The following is a 16,629-nucleotide window of genomic DNA, read 5'->3' as shown; positions in this document are numbered from 1 at the left end:
AAAATTGACCGCACTTTTTCCTCAAGTGCGGTCAATTTCCTCAATGTTTTAGATAATCTTTCAACTCTTTCACATTTTCTTGCCAAGATTGAGTGAGTTGCTCAACCCACTGCTCAATATTAATAGACCAATTCTCGTCCTCATTGTGTTGAATTTTTTCAGCTAATTTTTGTACACGAACCAGCCCGACCGAGCCCGCCGCACCTTTAATTTTATGGGCAATATCCGCAACAGATAAGGATAAAGAATGATCATTCATATATCGTTTATAAGCCTCGTGAAGCTCTGTCATATAAGTCGGCATTATTCGATTAAACAATTCAATATTTGTCTTAACCTGATCATCACCTAATAAATTAATTAATGAAAAATCAAGGGATTGATAAGAAAACTTAGATTCATGCTCCCTATCAATAAAGTTTTCCATATCGCCTATCGCAAAAAAATGATTTAAACATTGATGTAATTCTTCAATCGCTAAAGGCTTACGAAGTACCCCATCCATTCCCTTAGCCAGATATTCTTTTTCGCTTTGCATAACATTAGCCGTAAATGCGATAAGGGGGGGAAGAAAATCATAGACACCATCTTCATATTTTTGACGTAGATGCTCGGCAATATCAAAACCCGACATATCAGGCAGTTTAATATCCAGCAATACGATATCATAAACATTACGCTCAAACAGTTGGATTGCCTCTTGCCCGTTCATTGCCACATCAACCCGATGTCCTAATTTTTCTAAAACGCTTTTTGCAACAATAATATTTAGTTCAATATCTTCGACTAATAGGACAGATAAATTTAGAGAATTAATTAATTCATTTTTCATCACCGATGTTGCTTTTTTTGCGAGAATATTCAAGTGAAAAGTTGATCCTTTCCCCATTTGACTTTCTACAGTTAAATCCCCACTCATTAATTCTGCAAGGCTTTTTGATATGGCTAAACCGATACCGCTACCGGCTGAACGGTTACTATTTTCTTTAACCTGATAATACATTTTAAAAATATTGCTCAGTTCACTATGTTCAATTCCACTTCCGGTATCACTTAAGGAAAAATGCAATTCTTCTTTTCTATCATTAAAATCGACTAAAAGCGTAATTTTCCCTTGTTCGGTAAATTTCACAGCATTATTAATAAGATTCCAAAGAATTTGGCTCAATCGAGTACGATCCAAATACAATAAATCAGGTAAAGGTGTTGTAACATTTAAAGAGAAAACTAATTTTTTAGGTTCGGTCATCAACACTGCAAAGTTTCGAATGTCATCAAGCAAAGTGTTAATATCCGTTGGTTGTAAATTTAACTCCAATCGCTTGGCATCAAGTTTATCCAAATCAATAATATCACTAAAAATATAGCCTAAACTGACCGCACTTACATTGATAGTTTTTAAATAATTACGTTGCCGGATTGAAAGTTGATCATCTAATAAAATTCGACTTAACCCTATAATTCCATTCAATGGCGTGCGCAGCTCATGGCTAATAGTTGCAAGTAATGTGCTTTTATCACGGCTATTTTTTTCTAATTTATCTAGCGCAATAGAAAGCTCTTTTTCTGCCTGAATTCTATCGGAAACTTCATTTTTCAAACGGAAAACGGTTTTGGATAAATCTAATCTTGAGCGTTCAAGCTGTTCAACCAAAACCGTAAAAAAATAAATAGCGAAAGGTGCAGTAAAAAGCCCAAAGATGATTGAACGAATCAAATCTATCCAATCAATTCTATTTGTGATAAACAAGCTCAATAAAATTTGAGCGCTAAGGGCAAAAACAGCAAGAATAAACAAGCCGAGCAAAGAAAAACGAATTCGCCCGAGTTTAATGACCCAATCAACATAACGCTGAGTAAAATATTTGAGGTTCTTCATAAGTGCATAGATGAGAATAAAATCATAGCGTTATTCTAGCATTGAAAATACTTTGATGAGGACGATAATTTTACGGGAAATTCAGTAAGACGCCTTACCGGATAAGCACAAAAACAGTAAAAAAAGAAGGGTATTATGTATCAGTTGCACAAAACCAGAGTAGAGTGTGTTAGCCAAAGGCGTAACGCACCGTTAAACCCAAGTTTGGTGCGTTACGGCAAGCCTAACGCACCCTACATTTGAATTAAAAACAGCCTTTTGTGCAAGTGATGCATAATACCGATTTCCTTTCTTATTATCTCGTTTACCGAAACCACCGAAATATGCTTTTTATCTTAATGTAATTTGACTTTACGACGTATTTTACGCATAAGTAAAAATACCCACGGCCATAATATACCGGAAGCAACAGCACCAAAAATTTCCTGCCAATTAAACACGGCACTATGTAGGAAAAATTCTACAAGGAAAATAGCCAAGCGAATAACAAAAACAAAAATAATCACTAATAAACTTTGAAACCATATAGAAAGGTTACGCAGCACTAAGTAATTTTTTGCGATGAAATAAAACGCAATCGATAACACTAACGCATGAATGCCAAGGGTTGACCCTAATACCAATCCCCAAATCACGCCAAGTAAAAATGCGAAACCGATATTCACTTTATTTGGGATTGCCAATACCCAATAGAGTAAAACCAAGATCAACCACGAAGGTTTAAACGCCTGAAAGCCCAGCGGCCAAGGCGCAAGTTCCAAGACAAGCGCAACAATAAAAAACAAGAAGATCGTTGCCCATTGTAAAATTAAGCGCATTTGCATCAATCCTCCTCCCGATGTTCTAATTGTTCTGATGAAATCGGTTCTTCCTGCGGCACTTCTGTTGGTATTTCAGGCTCTGCGCTTTCCCGGCTATTTTCGGTTGCCAATTTTTGTTCATCTATTGTAATTTTAGTTTTACGCACTGCATTATTCGCTTCATTGGCTTGACTTTCTAAGCGTTTTTGCACTAATTCCCGAACTTCTTCCGGCGATATTGATTTCACTTTTGAGATATCAATATTACTCGGCCAAAGGAGAAGGACATAACGTAATCTTTCTAAGGAAGCTAAAGGTTTGGCTTTGACTGTTGCAAAATAATTTGAGCCGTCTCGTGATACGCTTTGAACCACTGCTACCGGATAACCTTCAATAAAACGCCCGCCTAAGCCGGAAGTGACCAATAAATCCCCTTTTTCAATATCCACCGAACGAGGCACATTATCAAGTGTAAGTTCATCGGTATGTCCGGTTCCACTCGCAATCACGCGCACGTCATTACGTAGCACTTGCACCGGAATTGAATGCCTTACATCAGTCAATAATAATACGCGACTGGTATTTGCGCCCACCCAAATAATTTGCCCAATCACACCTTTTTCATCAATCACCGATTGCCCTACATAGGCACCATCTTTTTCACCTTGATTGATAATAATTTGTTGGCGATAAATATCTGTTTCGGCTGTTAGAACTTCGGCAATTTTTTTGTATTCATCCGTCCGCAACGGTGAATTTAATAATAAGCGTAAACGCTGATTTTCGACCTTAAGTTGATCTAATAATAATAAATCGGCATTTTTTTCACGTAATTGCTCACGCAGTACTTTGTTTTCAATTTGCAATTTGTTGGTATCGACAAGATTCTCCGACACTCCGTCTAACACGGTACGCGGACTATTCGCCAAATAATACAACCCTCCGACAGCGGTTTCCATTATGCTGCGCGCTTTATTCATCGAATTTTGCTCATCAGCAAGAATTAGTGAGACGGAGGCAATCACGGTAAGTATTAAACGAATGCCTAAAGGAGGAGCTTTTCCAAAAATCGGTTTCATTCAGATCCCTAAATGCTCAAAGCAAAAGTGCGGTCAAAACCAACCGCACTTTTATAGTGAATTAAATTAAAATGGATACAAAACCGCAAGCTGAAGACAGTACAGGTAATACGGCGGGGAACTGCATACGATAAATATTTTAAATTTAATTCACTATATTGATGATAAATTAGATTTCGTCGCTAAAGATATCGCCGCCGTGCATATCAATCATTTCGATCGCCTCACCACCGCCACGTGCCACACAAGTGAGCGGTTCTTCTGCAACAATTGCCGGTACGCCGCATTCTTTGGTCAACAAAATATCAATATTACGCAATAAAGCACCACCACCGGTGAGCACCATACCACGCTCGAAAATATCTGCGGCGTGTTCCGGTTGACATTCTTCCAATGCGGTACGAACCGCCGCAACAATACCGTTTAAAGGTTGTTGAAGCGCTTCCAAAACATCACGAGAAGTTAATTTGAATGAGCGTGGCGCACCTTCCGCAAGATTATGGCCATGCACTTCCATTTCCAAAATCTCGTCACCCTCTTGAATATAAGCCGTTCCGATTTCGTGTTTGATTCGTTCTGCGGTCGGCTCTCCAATGACAGAACCGAATGTACGGCGAACATAAGAAATAATCGCTTCATCAAAACGGTCGCCACCGATACGAACAGAAGAAGAATAAACAATACCGTTTAAAGAAATAACGGCAACTTCGGTCGTACCACCACCAATATCGATTACCATCGAACCAATCGCCGTGGAAACCGGTAAATTTGCACCGATTGCTGCTGCCATCGGTTCTTCAATTAAATAGACTTCACGAGCCCCTGCACCTAATGCAGATTCTTTAATCGCACGGCGTTCTACTTGGGTTGCGCCTGCCGGCACGCAAACTAACACGCGTGGGCTCGGACGCATAAAATTACCGCTGTGAACCTGTTTGATGAAATATTGCAACATTTTTTCGGTAACGGAAAAATCTGCGATCACTCCGTCTTTCATCGGTCTAATCGCCACAATGCTTTTCGGTGTACGTCCCAACATTTGTTTTGCTTCTTTACCGACTGCAGCAATACTTTTATATGCGCCCATACGATCTTGACGAATCGCAACGACTGAAGGCTCATCTAACACGATGCCCTGACCTTTCACATAAATCAGCGTATTCGCCGTACCTAAATCAATTGAAAGATCGTTTGAAAATAAACCACGTACTTTTTTAAATAACATAATAATTCCGTTAATTTGAATTGATGTAAAACTTGTCCATACCGGATCGCACAAAAAATTGTGCTAAATGTACCAAAAAATCGCTATGGATAATAGTCTTTTTACATAATAGCGTTAAAAGCAAGCCCCAAAATGACCGCACTTTCCACTCGAAATTATTCGGAGATTTCAATCAACTGCCATGCTCCGTTACTTGAAATATGCAACTGCAACTGATGGAAAGTTTTTAATGTGGAACGATGCCCAACACTAATTATTGTCATTGCCGGCAATTCCTTTCTGAGTAAGCGATACATCGCCTCCTCCAAGCCTTCATCCATACTCGCCGTCGCCTCATCCAAAAATGCAACCTTCGGTTTATGTAACAATAAACGTGCAAATGCCAGCCGTTGTTGTTCCCCCAAAGAAAGAATGCGTGTCCAATCTTGATCTTGCTCTAGACGATCCAGCAAATGTCCAAGCTGTACTTTGCGCAAGGTTTCTTCCACCAAAGTGCGGTCAATTTCTTCGATATTTTTCGGATAAGCCAAAGCCGCCAATACATTACCTTGTGGTAAATAAGGTTTCTGAGAAAGGAAGAGTTGTTCTTGCGGGCAAGATACTTTTCCTAAAGAGTAAGACCAAAGCCCGGCGGCTGTGCGTAACAAGGTGGTTTTCCCTACACCGGAATTACCTTGAATTAATAGACGAGAGCCTTTTGGTAAGCGAAGATTAAGATCACTAATCAAGGTGCGACCAAAAGGGTTTTTAATACTCAAATGCTCAAAAATCACATCACTTTCGTGAGGCTGAATATCTGTTTTTGATTCACGGTTTGCCATATCAATGGCGTAAGTGAAGCCGGTTAAACGATCAAGTGTCGCTTTATAGCCTGCGAAATTATCATAGGTATTACGAAAGAAGGAAAGATTGGAATGTAGCTGTCCGAACACTTGCAATGTTTGCATTAAATCACCCAATTTAATTTGTTTCTCAAAATAGCGTCCAACCTGAATCAGCAACGGAAATACCACGGAAATTTGAGTTACCACAAGATTAAAACCTGAGAATTTTAAGGTTCGATAAACAATCGTCCACATATTATTTATCACGGCACGAAACTGGCGATATAAGTGATTTTGCTCCACTTTTTCACCAGCATAAAATGCGATACTTTCGGCATATTCTTTAATACGAATAAGGGAATAACGGTAGTTAGCGTTTAAACGTTCATTGGCAAAGTTTAAATTAATCAATGGACGACCAAGCCAAAATGCGATCAATGTGGTAAAAATCACATAACCGAAAACTAAGAACACCATCATATGTGGAATTTCCACGCCGAGCACCATCATTGGTCCTGCTAATCCCCACAGGAGAATACTGTAGGAAATCATTGAGGTGACGGCATCAATCACCCCCGTACTTAAAGAAAGCGTAGTATTTACATAAGATTGCACATCTTGTTGGATTCGTTGATCGGGGTTATCTAAGTTCGCAGAAAGATATTGTGTTTTGTAATAGGCGCGGTTTGTCATCCATTTATTTGCGAGTTCATCATTCAGCCAAGTAATCCAACCGATGACAAAACGTTGTTCAATATAATAACTCACTAACGAGGTAGAAACCGCACTCGCCGCAATCACACAAAATAATCCCATTTGTTGCCAGAAAACCGTTTCGTTAAATTCCTGCAATGAGGTGTACATATTTTTATACCATTCGGAATGAACCAAGCTAATGCGTACACTCACAAGCGTCAACGCAACGATCAGTAGAAAGAAGAGTAAAGGTTTAATACTACGTTTCGGCGAAAGATAGCCGCCGGCAAACATCCAAAATTGTTTTCCCCAATGGGTAAAACGCACCAGCAAAAAAATCCCAAAACTAAACACTATCGCCGTAATCGCAAGTGTTTTCAAAATCCAAAAGAGAGAGGTCATCGCCTCTTGCCCGTAATCCATAAATTAATCCGTGAAAATTTAAAAGTGCGGTCATTTTAGGCAGAGTTTATGATTAAGCAAGAAAAAATGTGATGAACCTATCATTTTTTGAGTTTCGTTAAGTTTTCAGAAAACCAAGTTGTTATAATCATTTCTAGTTAAAATTATCTTTAAGGGGTTTATATGAGTGATATTGCAATCACGATTAGTCTTCTTGCCCTAGTTGCCGTAATTGGTTTATGGATCGGGCATTGGAAGATAAAGGGAGTCGGTTTAGGTATCGGCGGTGTTCTGTTCGGCGGAATTATTGTTGCACACTTTACTAATCAATACGACATTCGGCTTGATGCGCACACCTTGCATTTTATCCAAGAATTCGGCTTAATTTTATTCGTCTATACCATTGGGATTCAGGTTGGTCCCGGTTTTTTTGCTTCGCTAAGAAAATCAGGATTAAAACTCAACGGACTTGCAATTTTAATTGTTGTGCTGGGCTCGCTTTCAGTGGTCGTGCTTACCAAAGCGATTGATGTGCCGTTAGATATCGCATTAGGGATTTATTCCGGTGCGGTAACGAACACGCCTTCATTGGGGGCGGGACAACAAATCTTAAGCGAATTGGGGCTAACTCATGTTACTTCAACGATGGGGATGGCTTATGCTATGGCATATCCTTTTGGCATTTGCGGGATTTTACTTTCTATGTGGCTTATTCGTCTCTTCTTTAAAATTAAAATTGAAGAAGAGGCAAACCGTTTTAATAAAGAAACAGGACAGGACAAAGAAAGCTTACATACCAGTTCGATAAAAGTCACCAATCATAATTTAGACGGACTCACCTTAATTGAAATCCCCGGATTTGATGATGAAGATGTCGTTTGTTCCCGCTTAAAACGTGGAGAAGACGTTATCGTTCCCAAAGCGGATACGAAAATTCAGCTTGATGATATACTTCATTTAGTCGGCGATGCCAGCGCGCTTCGAAAAATGCACTTAATCATTGGCGATAAAATAGATATGCCTGCTATCTCTACAAGTGGTGAAATTCGTGCAGAACGTGTGGTCGTAACAAATGAAAAAGTTCTCGGTAAGAAAATCCGAACGCTTAATGTTCATCAAAAATACGGCGTGGTTATTTCCCGTTTAAATCGTGCGGGGATCGAGCTTGTACCAAGCGGTAATACGACATTGCAATTCGGTGACGTATTACATATGGTGGGGCGCACCGATGTATTAAATCAAGCCATTTCCGTTATCGGTAATGCTCAACAAAAGCTCTTACAAGTGCAAATGCTCCCTGTCTTTATCGGTATTGGACTTGGCGTACTACTAGGCTCTATTCCGTTCTATATCCCGGGTTTCCCTGTGGCGCTTAAACTCGGTTTAGCCGGTGGGCCGCTTGTCGTTGCGCTTATTCTTGCGCGAATCGGCAGTATTGGAAAACTCTATTGGTTTATGCCGCCAAGTGCCAACCTTGCCTTACGCGAAATCGGCATTGTGCTTTTCCTCGCAGTGGTGGGGTTAAAATCCGGAGGAAATTTTGTTGATACGCTTGTCAATGGTGAAGGGCTAGAATGGATGGGTTATGGAATTTTCATCACCTTCGTTCCATTAATGATTGTCGGCATTATCGCACGCTTATACGCCAAACTGAATTATCTCAGCATTTGCGGTTTGCTTGCCGGTTCAATGACCGATCCACCGGCACTTGCATTTGCGAACGAAATTAAAGAAGACAACGGAGCGGCTTCCTTATCTTATGCAACGGTTTATCCGCTCGTAATGTTCTTGAGAATTATCTCGCCGCAACTTTTAGCCGTGCTACTTTGGACAATTTAAACCATAACAAAATGGGTTATTTCTATTGAAATAACCCATTTTTCATTCCTAAAGTGCGGTCATAAAAAGCAACGTTTTTCAATTCTTATTCCGTCTGCGAAGAAGAAACAAGAAACGATTTCAGCGATTTATGCAATTCTTGAATTCGATTTTTTATTTAACGAGCCCACCACTTGCCTGCAAATCAGCGTGGTAAGAAGAACGAACAAATGGTCCGCAAGCTGCGTGTTCAAATCCCATCACATTTGCTTTTTCACGGAACTCATCAAATTCCGCCGGCGGTACATAACGAGCAACAGGTAGATGATGACGGCTTGGCTGTAAATATTGACCGAGCGTCAGCATCGTCACTCCATTGTCACGTAGATCTTGCATAACTTGTAAAATTTCTTCATTCGTTTCCCCTAATCCCACCATCAACCCTGATTTTGTTGGGATACTTGGAAACATTTCTTTAAATTCACGAAGTAATTTCAACGACCATTCATAATCCGCACCCGGTCGAATTTCTTTATATAAACGCGGCACGTTTTCAAGATTGTGGTTAAACACATCCGGTGGGTTATCTTTTAATTTTTCTAATGCTTGAGAAATGCGTCCTCGGAAATCCGGTACCAAAATCTCAATTTTGATTCCCGGGTTTAAGGCTCGCACTTCTTTCACACATTCCGCAAAATGCCCCGCGCCACGATCAGGCAAATCATCACGATCCACAGAGGTAATCACCACATATTTTAACTTCATATCCTGAATGGTTTCGGCAAGTTTGCGCGGTTCTTCCGGATCAGGCGGTAAAGGTTTGCCGTGAGCGACATCACAAAACGGACAACGGCGTGTACAGATTGCCCCCAAAATCATAAAGGTTGCCGTACCGTGGTTAAAGCACTCGTGTAAATTCGGACAGGAGGCTTCTTCACACACAGAATGCAACCCGTGGCGGCGCATACCATTTTTGATCCGTTCGATTTTGAGTGAACTTGCCGGTAGTTTGATTTTCATCCATTCCGGTTTTTTTAATAATTCTTGGTTCGGATCAATATTTTTTACCGGAATAATTGAGGTTTTTGCCGCATCACGATACTTGACGCCGCGCTCCATTTTGAATGGCGTTGACATAGCTCTTTCCTAAAGAAAAATGCCTGATACAGGCATTTTGATGAATTAAATGTTAAGAATTTGTGACATTATAGCCCAAAAGTTCGGCAAAGTGTTTAATTAATTTTGGTGAAACCTTGTCCAAAACCGCCTCATTTTTATCAATAAAATCTGCCAATTGACACATTTCTAAACCGGAATAACCACAGGGATTAATAAAATGAAACGGATTAAGATCCATATTGATGTTGAATGCTAATCCGTGGAAAGAACAGCCTTTACGGATACGCAATCCCAAAGAGCAGATTTTCCTGCCGTCAATATATACCCCCGGAGCATCAGGTTTAGGGTACCCCTCAATACCATAATCAGCCAAGGTTTTCACCACCGACTGTTCAAGTGCGGTCACTAATTGACGAACATTGAGATCTTTATGGCGACGAATATCAATCAGTACATACATCACTTGCTGACCGGGGCCATGGTAGGTTATCTGTCCTCCCCGATCCGATTGCACCACCGGAATCTCGCTGCTTTGCAACAAATGTTCCGGTTTACCGGCTTGCCCTTGCGTAAATACGGGATAATGTTCCACCAACCAAATTTCATCTGTGGTTTCGACGGTGCGATTATCGGTAAATTCCTGCATTTTATGCCAAATTTCTTGATAATCTTGCAACCCTAATCGGCGAACAATAAGAGGTAATGCAGTCATATTAAATAACCATTTTCACGCCTTCAACTTTGGCGAGTTCTTTATAGAGAGTTTCGACTTGTTCAAAATTCTGTGCCACCACATCAATAGAAACGGAATTATAAGTGCCTTTACTACTTTGTTTTTCTTTTGGAATGTAATCACCCGGTAGATATTTTTGAACCACCGCAATTAAATCTTGCGCCAAATTTTCACGATTTACTCCGGCAACTTTAAATGTCATTGCCGCAGGAAATTCCATTAATTCTTTCAGTTTTTCGTAATCTTGTTCGGTTGTCATTGTTTTTCCTTGTTTTTTAATGAGATAAAGGGCAGATTTGAAATCTGCCCAACCTTAGACGATCGACCGCACTATAAATGGGGAAGTGCGGTCATATTTCAAGGTGTTTTTAGAAAAGGCTTTTGATAGTTAAGACTAACCAGTCCCAAGCATTGCCGAAGATTCCACCTTCTTTTACTTCGCTCATCGCTTGTAAATTCACGGCTGCTACATCTTTACCGTCAAGTTGATAAATCACTTTCCCCACCACTTGTCCTTTTGCCAATGGTGCTTGTAAGTATTTATCGTCTAACTCATAACGTGCTTTTAGTTCTGCCTGTTTGCCTTTTGGTACGGTAATAAAGCTATCTTGTAACACACCCAATTTCACTTTACCTTGATCGCCGTAATAAACCGATTGTTCCGAAATTTCTTTATTGGCTTCAAGGGTTTTTAAAGTTTCAAAATTCGCAAATCCCCATTGCAATAATTTCTTGCTTTCAACTTCACGACCTTTGTAAGTCGGCACGCCCATCACCACAGAAATTAAACGCATATTGCTTGGATTTATTGCCGAAGCCACAAGATTATAACCCGCTTTACTCGTATGTCCGGTTTTCATTCCGTCCACATTCATTGTTTTATCCCACAACAAACCGTTACGATTAGGCTGTTTGATTTTATTAAAAGTGAAATCTTTTTCTGCGTAAATTTTATATTCTTCCGGTAAATCACGGATAATACGCGTCCCAATAATTGCCATATCACGAGCCGTTGAATATTGGTTAGGATCATCTAATCCGTGCGGTGTAGTGAAATTGGTATTTTTTAAACCGAATTGTTGAGAATATTTATTCATCGTATCAACAAAGTTTAATACCGATCCCGAAATATGTTCGGCTAGGGCTACGCACGCATCATTACCTGAAACAATAATCACGCCTTTATTTAAGTCTTCTACGGAAACTTGTTGATTAAGATTTAAGAACATTTTGGAAGAATCAGGAAAATTACGTCCCCAAGCGCTTTCTCCAATGGTAACCATATCCGTATTATGGATTTTACCTTGCTTTAAGGCTTGTCCGACAACATAACTGGTCATCATTTTTGTGAGTGATGCCGGATACTGACGTTGATCCGGATTTAACGCCGCAAGCACCGCGCCGGAATGATAATCCATTAAAATATAGGTTTGCGCATTTACTTGCGGAGGAGTAATGCCATATTGCATATCTTCTGCAGAGACAAAAGCCGATGCCCCTATCAATCCGGAGATCAGCACGAGTTTTTTGAATTTAGCACATTGCTTGAACATAGTATTTCCTTTAAAAATAGCTTAGTTTTTATAAGTATAAACGATTAATGGGTTACCATTAGCCATTCGTTGTAGTCTTGATTTTAATTTCGTCATAATCTGCTTATCTTTCACAGGTCCTAAATGGAGTTCATACCGTCCATTATGTTGATTGACCTCAAAATCGACATTATTCAACGCCAAACGGGTTATCAAATCATTTGCGTATTTTTTGCTTGGTAAATCTAACATTTTTAGCCGATATTGCTCTTTGGATACCGTTGGCTCGTTTACGAGAATTTTTTTTTCTGCATTTACCAATCGATCCGATGCGGCTTGTGTCTTAGCATATTTTGCCAGCGTTTTCGTTCCCGCCCCCGAAATACGCCCCTTAGGAGAAATATGCAACGCTTCAACTTTTACCTGTCCGACACCTCTTGCAATCAAACCGATTTCTTTTGCCGCCGCATAAGATAAATCGATGATACGTCCTCGACTAAAAGGACCACGATCATTAATCCGAACAATAGTTTTACGATTATTATGCAAATTCGTTACTAAGGCGTAGGAATTTAAAGGTAAGGTTTTATGTGCCGCCGTGTAAAGTGCGGAATTATATGTTTCACCGTTTGAGGTACGACGACCGTGGAATTTACGGTGATAATAACTTGCCGTGCCTTGTTTTGAATATTCTTTTGCTTTGCTATGGCTATAAGTTGTGTAGGTTTTACCATTTACCCTATAGCTTGTTGATGAACTCACAGGCGTTGTACGAGTGAGACTTGCTCCTTTAATACCATATTGATTGTAAGGATCATTTTTGGCTTGAACGGGTAAAATACTCAGTGCCGCAATAACGGTAAGTGCGGTCAATTTTGCAAGCATTTTTAAAATCATAAATTAATTTTCCAATAAATAAAATCGTATGTAAGAACGCTAAAAAACAAATTAGTTCGTATTGATAAATTTTGTGCGATGCGTATGAATCGACATCACCAAACCAAAACTTGCCATAATTGCGACATATGAAGTACCGCCGTAACTAAACAATGGCAACGGTACGCCAACCACCGGCAAAATGCCACTCACCATACCAATATTTACGAATAAATACACGAAAAAAATGAGCGTGGTAGCTCCAGCCAAAATACGCCCGAATGTGGTTTGTGCATTCACGGCAATCATTAAACCACGCACGATAATAAACAGATAAATTGCGATAAGAACGATAAATCCAACCATACCGTGTTCTTCACTCATCACCGCAAAAATAAAATCGGTATGGGGTTCCGGCAAAAATTCAAGCTGAGATTGCGTACCTTGCATCCAACCTTTTCCCCAAATTCCACCTGAGCCGATGGCGATCTTCGATTGAAGAATATGATAGCCCGCGCCAAGCGGATCTTTTTCCGGATCAAGTAAAGTAAGGACTCTGGTTCGTTGATAATCGTGCATTAAATAAAGCCACATAATCGGAATAAATCCGGCTAATCCGACAACTGCCGCCAAAATCAACCACCAACTCATTCCGGCCAGAAAAACCACGAATAATCCCGATGCGCTCACTAAAATTGAAGTACCGAGATCAGGTTGGATCGCCACCAACAAGGTGGGAACTATTATCATCGCAATCGCAATAAAAGTTTCGCTCATTTTAGGCGGTACAGGACGATTGCCTAAATAAACCGCTACCATCAATGGCACTGCCAGCTTTACAATTTCTGAAGGTTGAAAACGGATAAAACCTAAATCAAGCCAACGCTGCGCGCCTTTACTGGTCGTTCCGATCGCATCAACTAAAATCAGTAACACCAAGCCTATCAAGTAAAGGTATGGCGCAATACCTTGATAAAATTTAGGCGGTAACTGCGCCATGACCAATAACACAGTAAAACCAAGAATAACCTGAATAACACGGTTACGAAACATTACTTCACTTGCTCCGGAAGCACTATAAAGCACAAGCATTCCATAGCCGGTAATGGCAATTAGCCCCAATAATAACCAAAAATCCAAATGTAACGGCTTCCATAAGCGAAGCCAAATCGGTGTTTTTTCTTCCATTATTCTGTTTGTCCGTTTTCTATCTGCATTTCAATGGACTTATTGCTTTGCATATCTGCTCTTTTCTCCAGTTCCGGTAACCGTTCGTTAAGATAATAATCCATAATTTTACGAACCACCGGTGCCGCATTACTTGAACCGCCACCGGCATTTTCCAAAATAATCGATACGACCATTTTAGGATTTTCATAAGGCGCATAGGCAGCAAACCAAGCGTGATCGTGTAATTCTTTTTTCAATCCTGTCGCATCATATTTTTGGTTTTCTTTTAAACTAAATACTTGCGCCGTACCGGATTTTCCCGCAACGTGATAATTTGCCCCGATAAAAGCCTTACGCCCTGTCCCTGCAGCGGAATGCACCACGTTAAACATTCCTCGTTTGGCTGCCTCCCAATAAGCCTGTTTAGGTTCGGTAATATCCTCATAAAGTAGCGGATCTTGATAAGGCTCAATAGTCACACCTTCCACCGATTTCATTAAATGCGGCGTATTCACTTTGCCATTATTGACTAAAATCGCCGTTGCTTTTGCCACCTGTAACGGCGTTGCCGTCCAATAGCCTTGCCCGATACCGACAGAAATCGTATCGCCCTGCACCCATTGGCGTTTATAGCGTTTTTGTTTCCAAGATCTGGTCGGCATATTGGCGGAGGCTTCTTCATTAATTTCGATTCCTGTCGGCATACCGAAACCGAAACGTTTCATCCAATCCGATAAACGATCAATGCCCAAATTATAGGCAACTTGATAAAAATAGGTATCCGAAGATTCCGTAATCGCTTTATTGAGATCAGTATAACCATGGCCTGATTTTTTCCAATCTCGGAAACGTTTTGTCGTATTCGGCAGCATCCAATAACCCGGATCAAAAATCGTCGTCTTTTGATTAACCACATTTTCTGTTTGTGCCGCAACTGCGATAAAAGGTTTCACCGTAGATGCAGGAGGGTAAACACCTTGTGTGGCACGACTATAAAGCGGTCGGTCAGGATCTTCTAACAAACGCTTATAATCTGTGTTGGAAATACCTTCCACAAAAAGATTATTATCATAACTTGGCGTAGAAACCATCGCTAACACGCTGCTATCTTTGGGATCTAAAACAACAACCGCCCCCTTTTGTCCGGCAAGTAAATCGGTAACATAACGTTGAAGGGCGAGATCGATGGTCAAATGAATACTTTTCCCGGCTTTTGCAGGTTGTTCACGTAATTTACGAATCACCTTACCACGGTTATTAATTTCGACTTCTTCAAACCCCGTGCTGCCATGAAGCTGATCTTCATAATAACGCTCGATACCGAGTTTCCCCATATCATGAGAGCCGGCATAGTTCGCAAATTTCTCTTCTTTTTTGAGCCTTTCCACATCCTTATCGTTAATCTTGCCCACATAGCCGAGAATATGTGTCATTACCTCGCCGTATAAATAATTACGCTTAAAATAAGGGCGAATTTCCAAGCTTGGAAATTGGTACTGGTTTACGGAAAAACGTGCAATTTGTTCCTCCGTCAAATTTGATTTGAGCATAATCGAGGTATAACGCATACCACGGCGGCGTTCTTTTTTAAATTGTTTAATATCTTCATCCGTCAAACCGACAATGTAGCGAAGCTCGTCAAAAGTGCGGTCTAAATTCTCCGTTTTTTCCGGTACGATATATAACCCGAAGAAGGTAAGATTTTCCGCCAATAATTCGCCATAACGATCATAAATAAGCCCACGGGTCGGCGGTACGGGCAAGAGTTTGATTCGATTACCGTTGGAACGGGTTTGATAAGTATCGAAATTAACGATTTGAAGATGATAAATATTGGCAAACAATACACCGGTAACAGCTATGATACCGATAAACGCAACTAATGTTCGGCGGGTAAAAAGATTCCGCTCCGCTTTTTTATCGCGAATCGGTTCGTGAGTGGGCGCTGCAAAAAATTTCTTTAAATTCATTGAAAATTGACCGCACTTTTACTCTCGGTGATAAGGATGATTAGTGGTGAGCGACCAAGCCCGATATAAACTTTCCGCCACTACGACACGCACAAGGGGGTGAGGCAAAGTTAAAGGAGAAAGCGACCAACTCTGCTCTGCCGCCGCTTTACATTCGGGCGAAAGCCCTTCCGGCCCGCCAATCAATAAGCAAACATCGCGACCATCGTTCTTCCAAACCTCTAATTGTTCGGCAAGCTGCGGCGTTGTCCAAGGTTTGCCGGGAATATCCAAGGTTACCACTTTCGCTTTTCCGCAAGCCGCCAACATCGCCTTCCCCTCTTGCTCCAAAATACGCTTAATATCCGCATTTTTTCCACGCTTACCGGCTGGAATTTCAATCAATTCAAAAGGCATATCCTTAGGAAAACGGCGTTGGTATTCTTCAAATCCGCTCGTTACCCATGCCGGCATTTTCGTTCCCACCGCAATTAATGTGATTTTCACAAATATTCCTTAATGAATAA

At 40.6% G+C, this 16,629-nt stretch carries 14 protein-coding genes; 1 reads left to right on the top strand and 13 read right to left on the bottom strand.

Annotated features, from left to right (window positions below):
* Positions 1-40: 40 nt before the first annotated feature.
* From HEMROJRC1_RS07550 to HEMROJRC1_RS07530, 5 genes are all read right to left on the bottom strand, one after another.
* Positions 41-1,879 carry an ATP-binding protein gene (locus HEMROJRC1_RS07550; RefSeq protein WP_226692340.1) on the bottom strand — a complete coding sequence of 613 codons (1,839 nt, stop codon included), beginning with the start codon at positions 1,877-1,879 and terminating at the stop codon, positions 41-43.
* 335 nt (positions 1,880-2,214) lie between these two features.
* Positions 2,215-2,703: a rod shape-determining protein MreD gene (mreD, locus tag HEMROJRC1_RS07545; protein WP_226692339.1), complete on the bottom strand. Its 489-nt coding sequence runs from the start codon at positions 2,701-2,703 to the stop codon at positions 2,215-2,217.
* The gene (gene mreC, locus HEMROJRC1_RS07540) at positions 2,703-3,758 is read right to left on the bottom strand and encodes a rod shape-determining protein MreC (protein ID WP_226692338.1); all 1,056 of its coding nucleotides are present in this window, start codon (positions 3,756-3,758) and stop codon (positions 2,703-2,705) included. Before mreC ends, mreD begins: the two co-directional genes overlap by 1 nt.
* A 169-nt stretch (positions 3,759-3,927) precedes the next feature.
* Positions 3,928-4,983 carry a rod shape-determining protein gene (locus HEMROJRC1_RS07535; protein WP_194811470.1) on the bottom strand — a complete coding sequence of 352 codons (1,056 nt, stop codon included), beginning with the start codon at positions 4,981-4,983 and terminating at the stop codon, positions 3,928-3,930.
* 155 nt (positions 4,984-5,138) lie between these two features.
* The gene (locus tag HEMROJRC1_RS07530) at positions 5,139-6,926 is read right to left on the bottom strand and encodes an ABC transporter ATP-binding protein/permease (protein WP_226692337.1); all 1,788 of its coding nucleotides are present in this window, start codon (positions 6,924-6,926) and stop codon (positions 5,139-5,141) included.
* A 162-nt stretch (positions 6,927-7,088) separates the two neighbouring features.
* On the opposite strand from HEMROJRC1_RS07530, the gene HEMROJRC1_RS07525 reads away from it, so the two are divergent.
* On the top strand, positions 7,089-8,744 hold the full coding sequence (locus tag HEMROJRC1_RS07525) for a putative transporter (protein ID WP_226692336.1): 1,656 nt from the start codon (positions 7,089-7,091) through the stop codon (positions 8,742-8,744).
* A gap of 153 nt (positions 8,745-8,897) precedes the next feature.
* On the opposite strand, the gene lipA is transcribed toward HEMROJRC1_RS07525, so the two are convergent.
* The 8 genes from lipA to rlmH form a co-directional block, all read right to left on the bottom strand.
* Positions 8,898-9,860: a lipoyl synthase gene (lipA, locus tag HEMROJRC1_RS07520; protein WP_226692335.1), complete on the bottom strand. Its 963-nt coding sequence runs from the start codon at positions 9,858-9,860 to the stop codon at positions 8,898-8,900.
* A 52-nt stretch (positions 9,861-9,912) separates the two neighbouring features.
* Positions 9,913-10,554: a lipoyl(octanoyl) transferase LipB gene (gene lipB / locus HEMROJRC1_RS07515; protein WP_226692334.1), complete on the bottom strand. Its 642-nt coding sequence runs from the start codon at positions 10,552-10,554 to the stop codon at positions 9,913-9,915.
* Position 10,555: 1 nt separating this feature from the next.
* Positions 10,556-10,834 carry a DUF493 family protein YbeD gene (gene ybeD / locus HEMROJRC1_RS07510; RefSeq protein WP_226692333.1) on the bottom strand — a complete coding sequence of 93 codons (279 nt, stop codon included), beginning with the start codon at positions 10,832-10,834 and terminating at the stop codon, positions 10,556-10,558.
* Positions 10,835-10,943: 109 nt separating this feature from the next.
* Entirely contained in the window at positions 10,944-12,128 is a 1,185-nt protein-coding gene (locus HEMROJRC1_RS07505) for a serine hydrolase (protein WP_226692332.1), read from the bottom strand.
* A gap of 21 nt (positions 12,129-12,149) precedes the next feature.
* On the bottom strand, positions 12,150-13,004 hold the full coding sequence (locus HEMROJRC1_RS07500) for a septal ring lytic transglycosylase RlpA family protein (RefSeq protein WP_226692331.1): 855 nt from the start codon (positions 13,002-13,004) through the stop codon (positions 12,150-12,152).
* A gap of 51 nt (positions 13,005-13,055) precedes the next feature.
* Positions 13,056-14,171, bottom strand: a complete 1,116-nt coding sequence (gene rodA, locus HEMROJRC1_RS07495; protein WP_226692330.1) for a rod shape-determining protein RodA — start codon at positions 14,169-14,171, stop codon at positions 13,056-13,058.
* Positions 14,171-16,123, bottom strand: coding sequence for a penicillin-binding protein 2 (gene mrdA / locus HEMROJRC1_RS07490; RefSeq protein ID WP_226692329.1), 1,953 nt, complete (start codon positions 16,121-16,123; stop codon positions 14,171-14,173). The genes rodA and mrdA overlap by 1 nt, the downstream gene beginning before the upstream one ends.
* 18 nt (positions 16,124-16,141) lie before the next feature.
* Entirely contained in the window at positions 16,142-16,609 is a 468-nt protein-coding gene (gene rlmH, locus HEMROJRC1_RS07485) for a 23S rRNA (pseudouridine(1915)-N(3))-methyltransferase RlmH (RefSeq protein WP_226692328.1), read from the bottom strand.
* Positions 16,610-16,629 lie beyond the last annotated feature (20 nt).

The sequence above is a fragment of the Rodentibacter sp. JRC1 genome, from assembly GCF_020521555.1.
Taxonomy (GTDB): Bacteria; Pseudomonadota; Gammaproteobacteria; order Enterobacterales; family Pasteurellaceae; genus Rodentibacter; species Rodentibacter abscessus.
The sequence above is the reverse complement of the archived record's forward strand: the minus strand, read 5'-3'. Positions and strand labels throughout refer to the sequence as shown.

Bases quoted from the DNA above. Each gene is read 5' to 3' on its own strand.
- HEMROJRC1_RS07505 (WP_226692332.1), bottom strand. From the start codon at position 12,128: ATGTTCAAGCAATGTGCTAAATTCAAAAAACTCGTGCTGATCTCCGGA.
- HEMROJRC1_RS07530 (WP_226692337.1), bottom strand. From the start codon at position 6,926: ATGGATTACGGGCAAGAGGCGATGACCTCTCTCTTTTGGATTTTGAAA.
- mreD (WP_226692339.1), bottom strand. From the start codon at position 2,703: ATGCAAATGCGCTTAATTTTACAATGGGCAACGATCTTCTTGTTTTTT.
- rodA (WP_226692330.1), bottom strand. From the start codon at position 14,171: ATGGAAGAAAAAACACCGATTTGGCTTCGCTTATGGAAGCCGTTACAT.
- mrdA (WP_226692329.1), bottom strand. From the start codon at position 16,123: ATGAATTTAAAGAAATTTTTTGCAGCGCCCACTCACGAACCGATTCGC.
- lipA (WP_226692335.1), bottom strand. From the start codon at position 9,860: ATGTCAACGCCATTCAAAATGGAGCGCGGCGTCAAGTATCGTGATGCG.
- HEMROJRC1_RS07535 (WP_194811470.1), bottom strand. From the start codon at position 4,983: ATGTTATTTAAAAAAGTACGTGGTTTATTTTCAAACGATCTTTCAATT.
- ybeD (WP_226692333.1), bottom strand. From the start codon at position 10,834: ATGACAACCGAACAAGATTACGAAAAACTGAAAGAATTAATGGAATTT.
- HEMROJRC1_RS07500 (WP_226692331.1), bottom strand. From the start codon at position 13,004: ATGATTTTAAAAATGCTTGCAAAATTGACCGCACTTACCGTTATTGCG.
- mreC (WP_226692338.1), bottom strand. From the start codon at position 3,758: ATGAAACCGATTTTTGGAAAAGCTCCTCCTTTAGGCATTCGTTTAATA.
- lipB (WP_226692334.1), bottom strand. From the start codon at position 10,554: ATGACTGCATTACCTCTTATTGTTCGCCGATTAGGGTTGCAAGATTAT.
- HEMROJRC1_RS07525 (WP_226692336.1), top strand. From the start codon at position 7,089: ATGAGTGATATTGCAATCACGATTAGTCTTCTTGCCCTAGTTGCCGTA.
- HEMROJRC1_RS07550 (WP_226692340.1), bottom strand. From the start codon at position 1,879: ATGAAGAACCTCAAATATTTTACTCAGCGTTATGTTGATTGGGTCATT.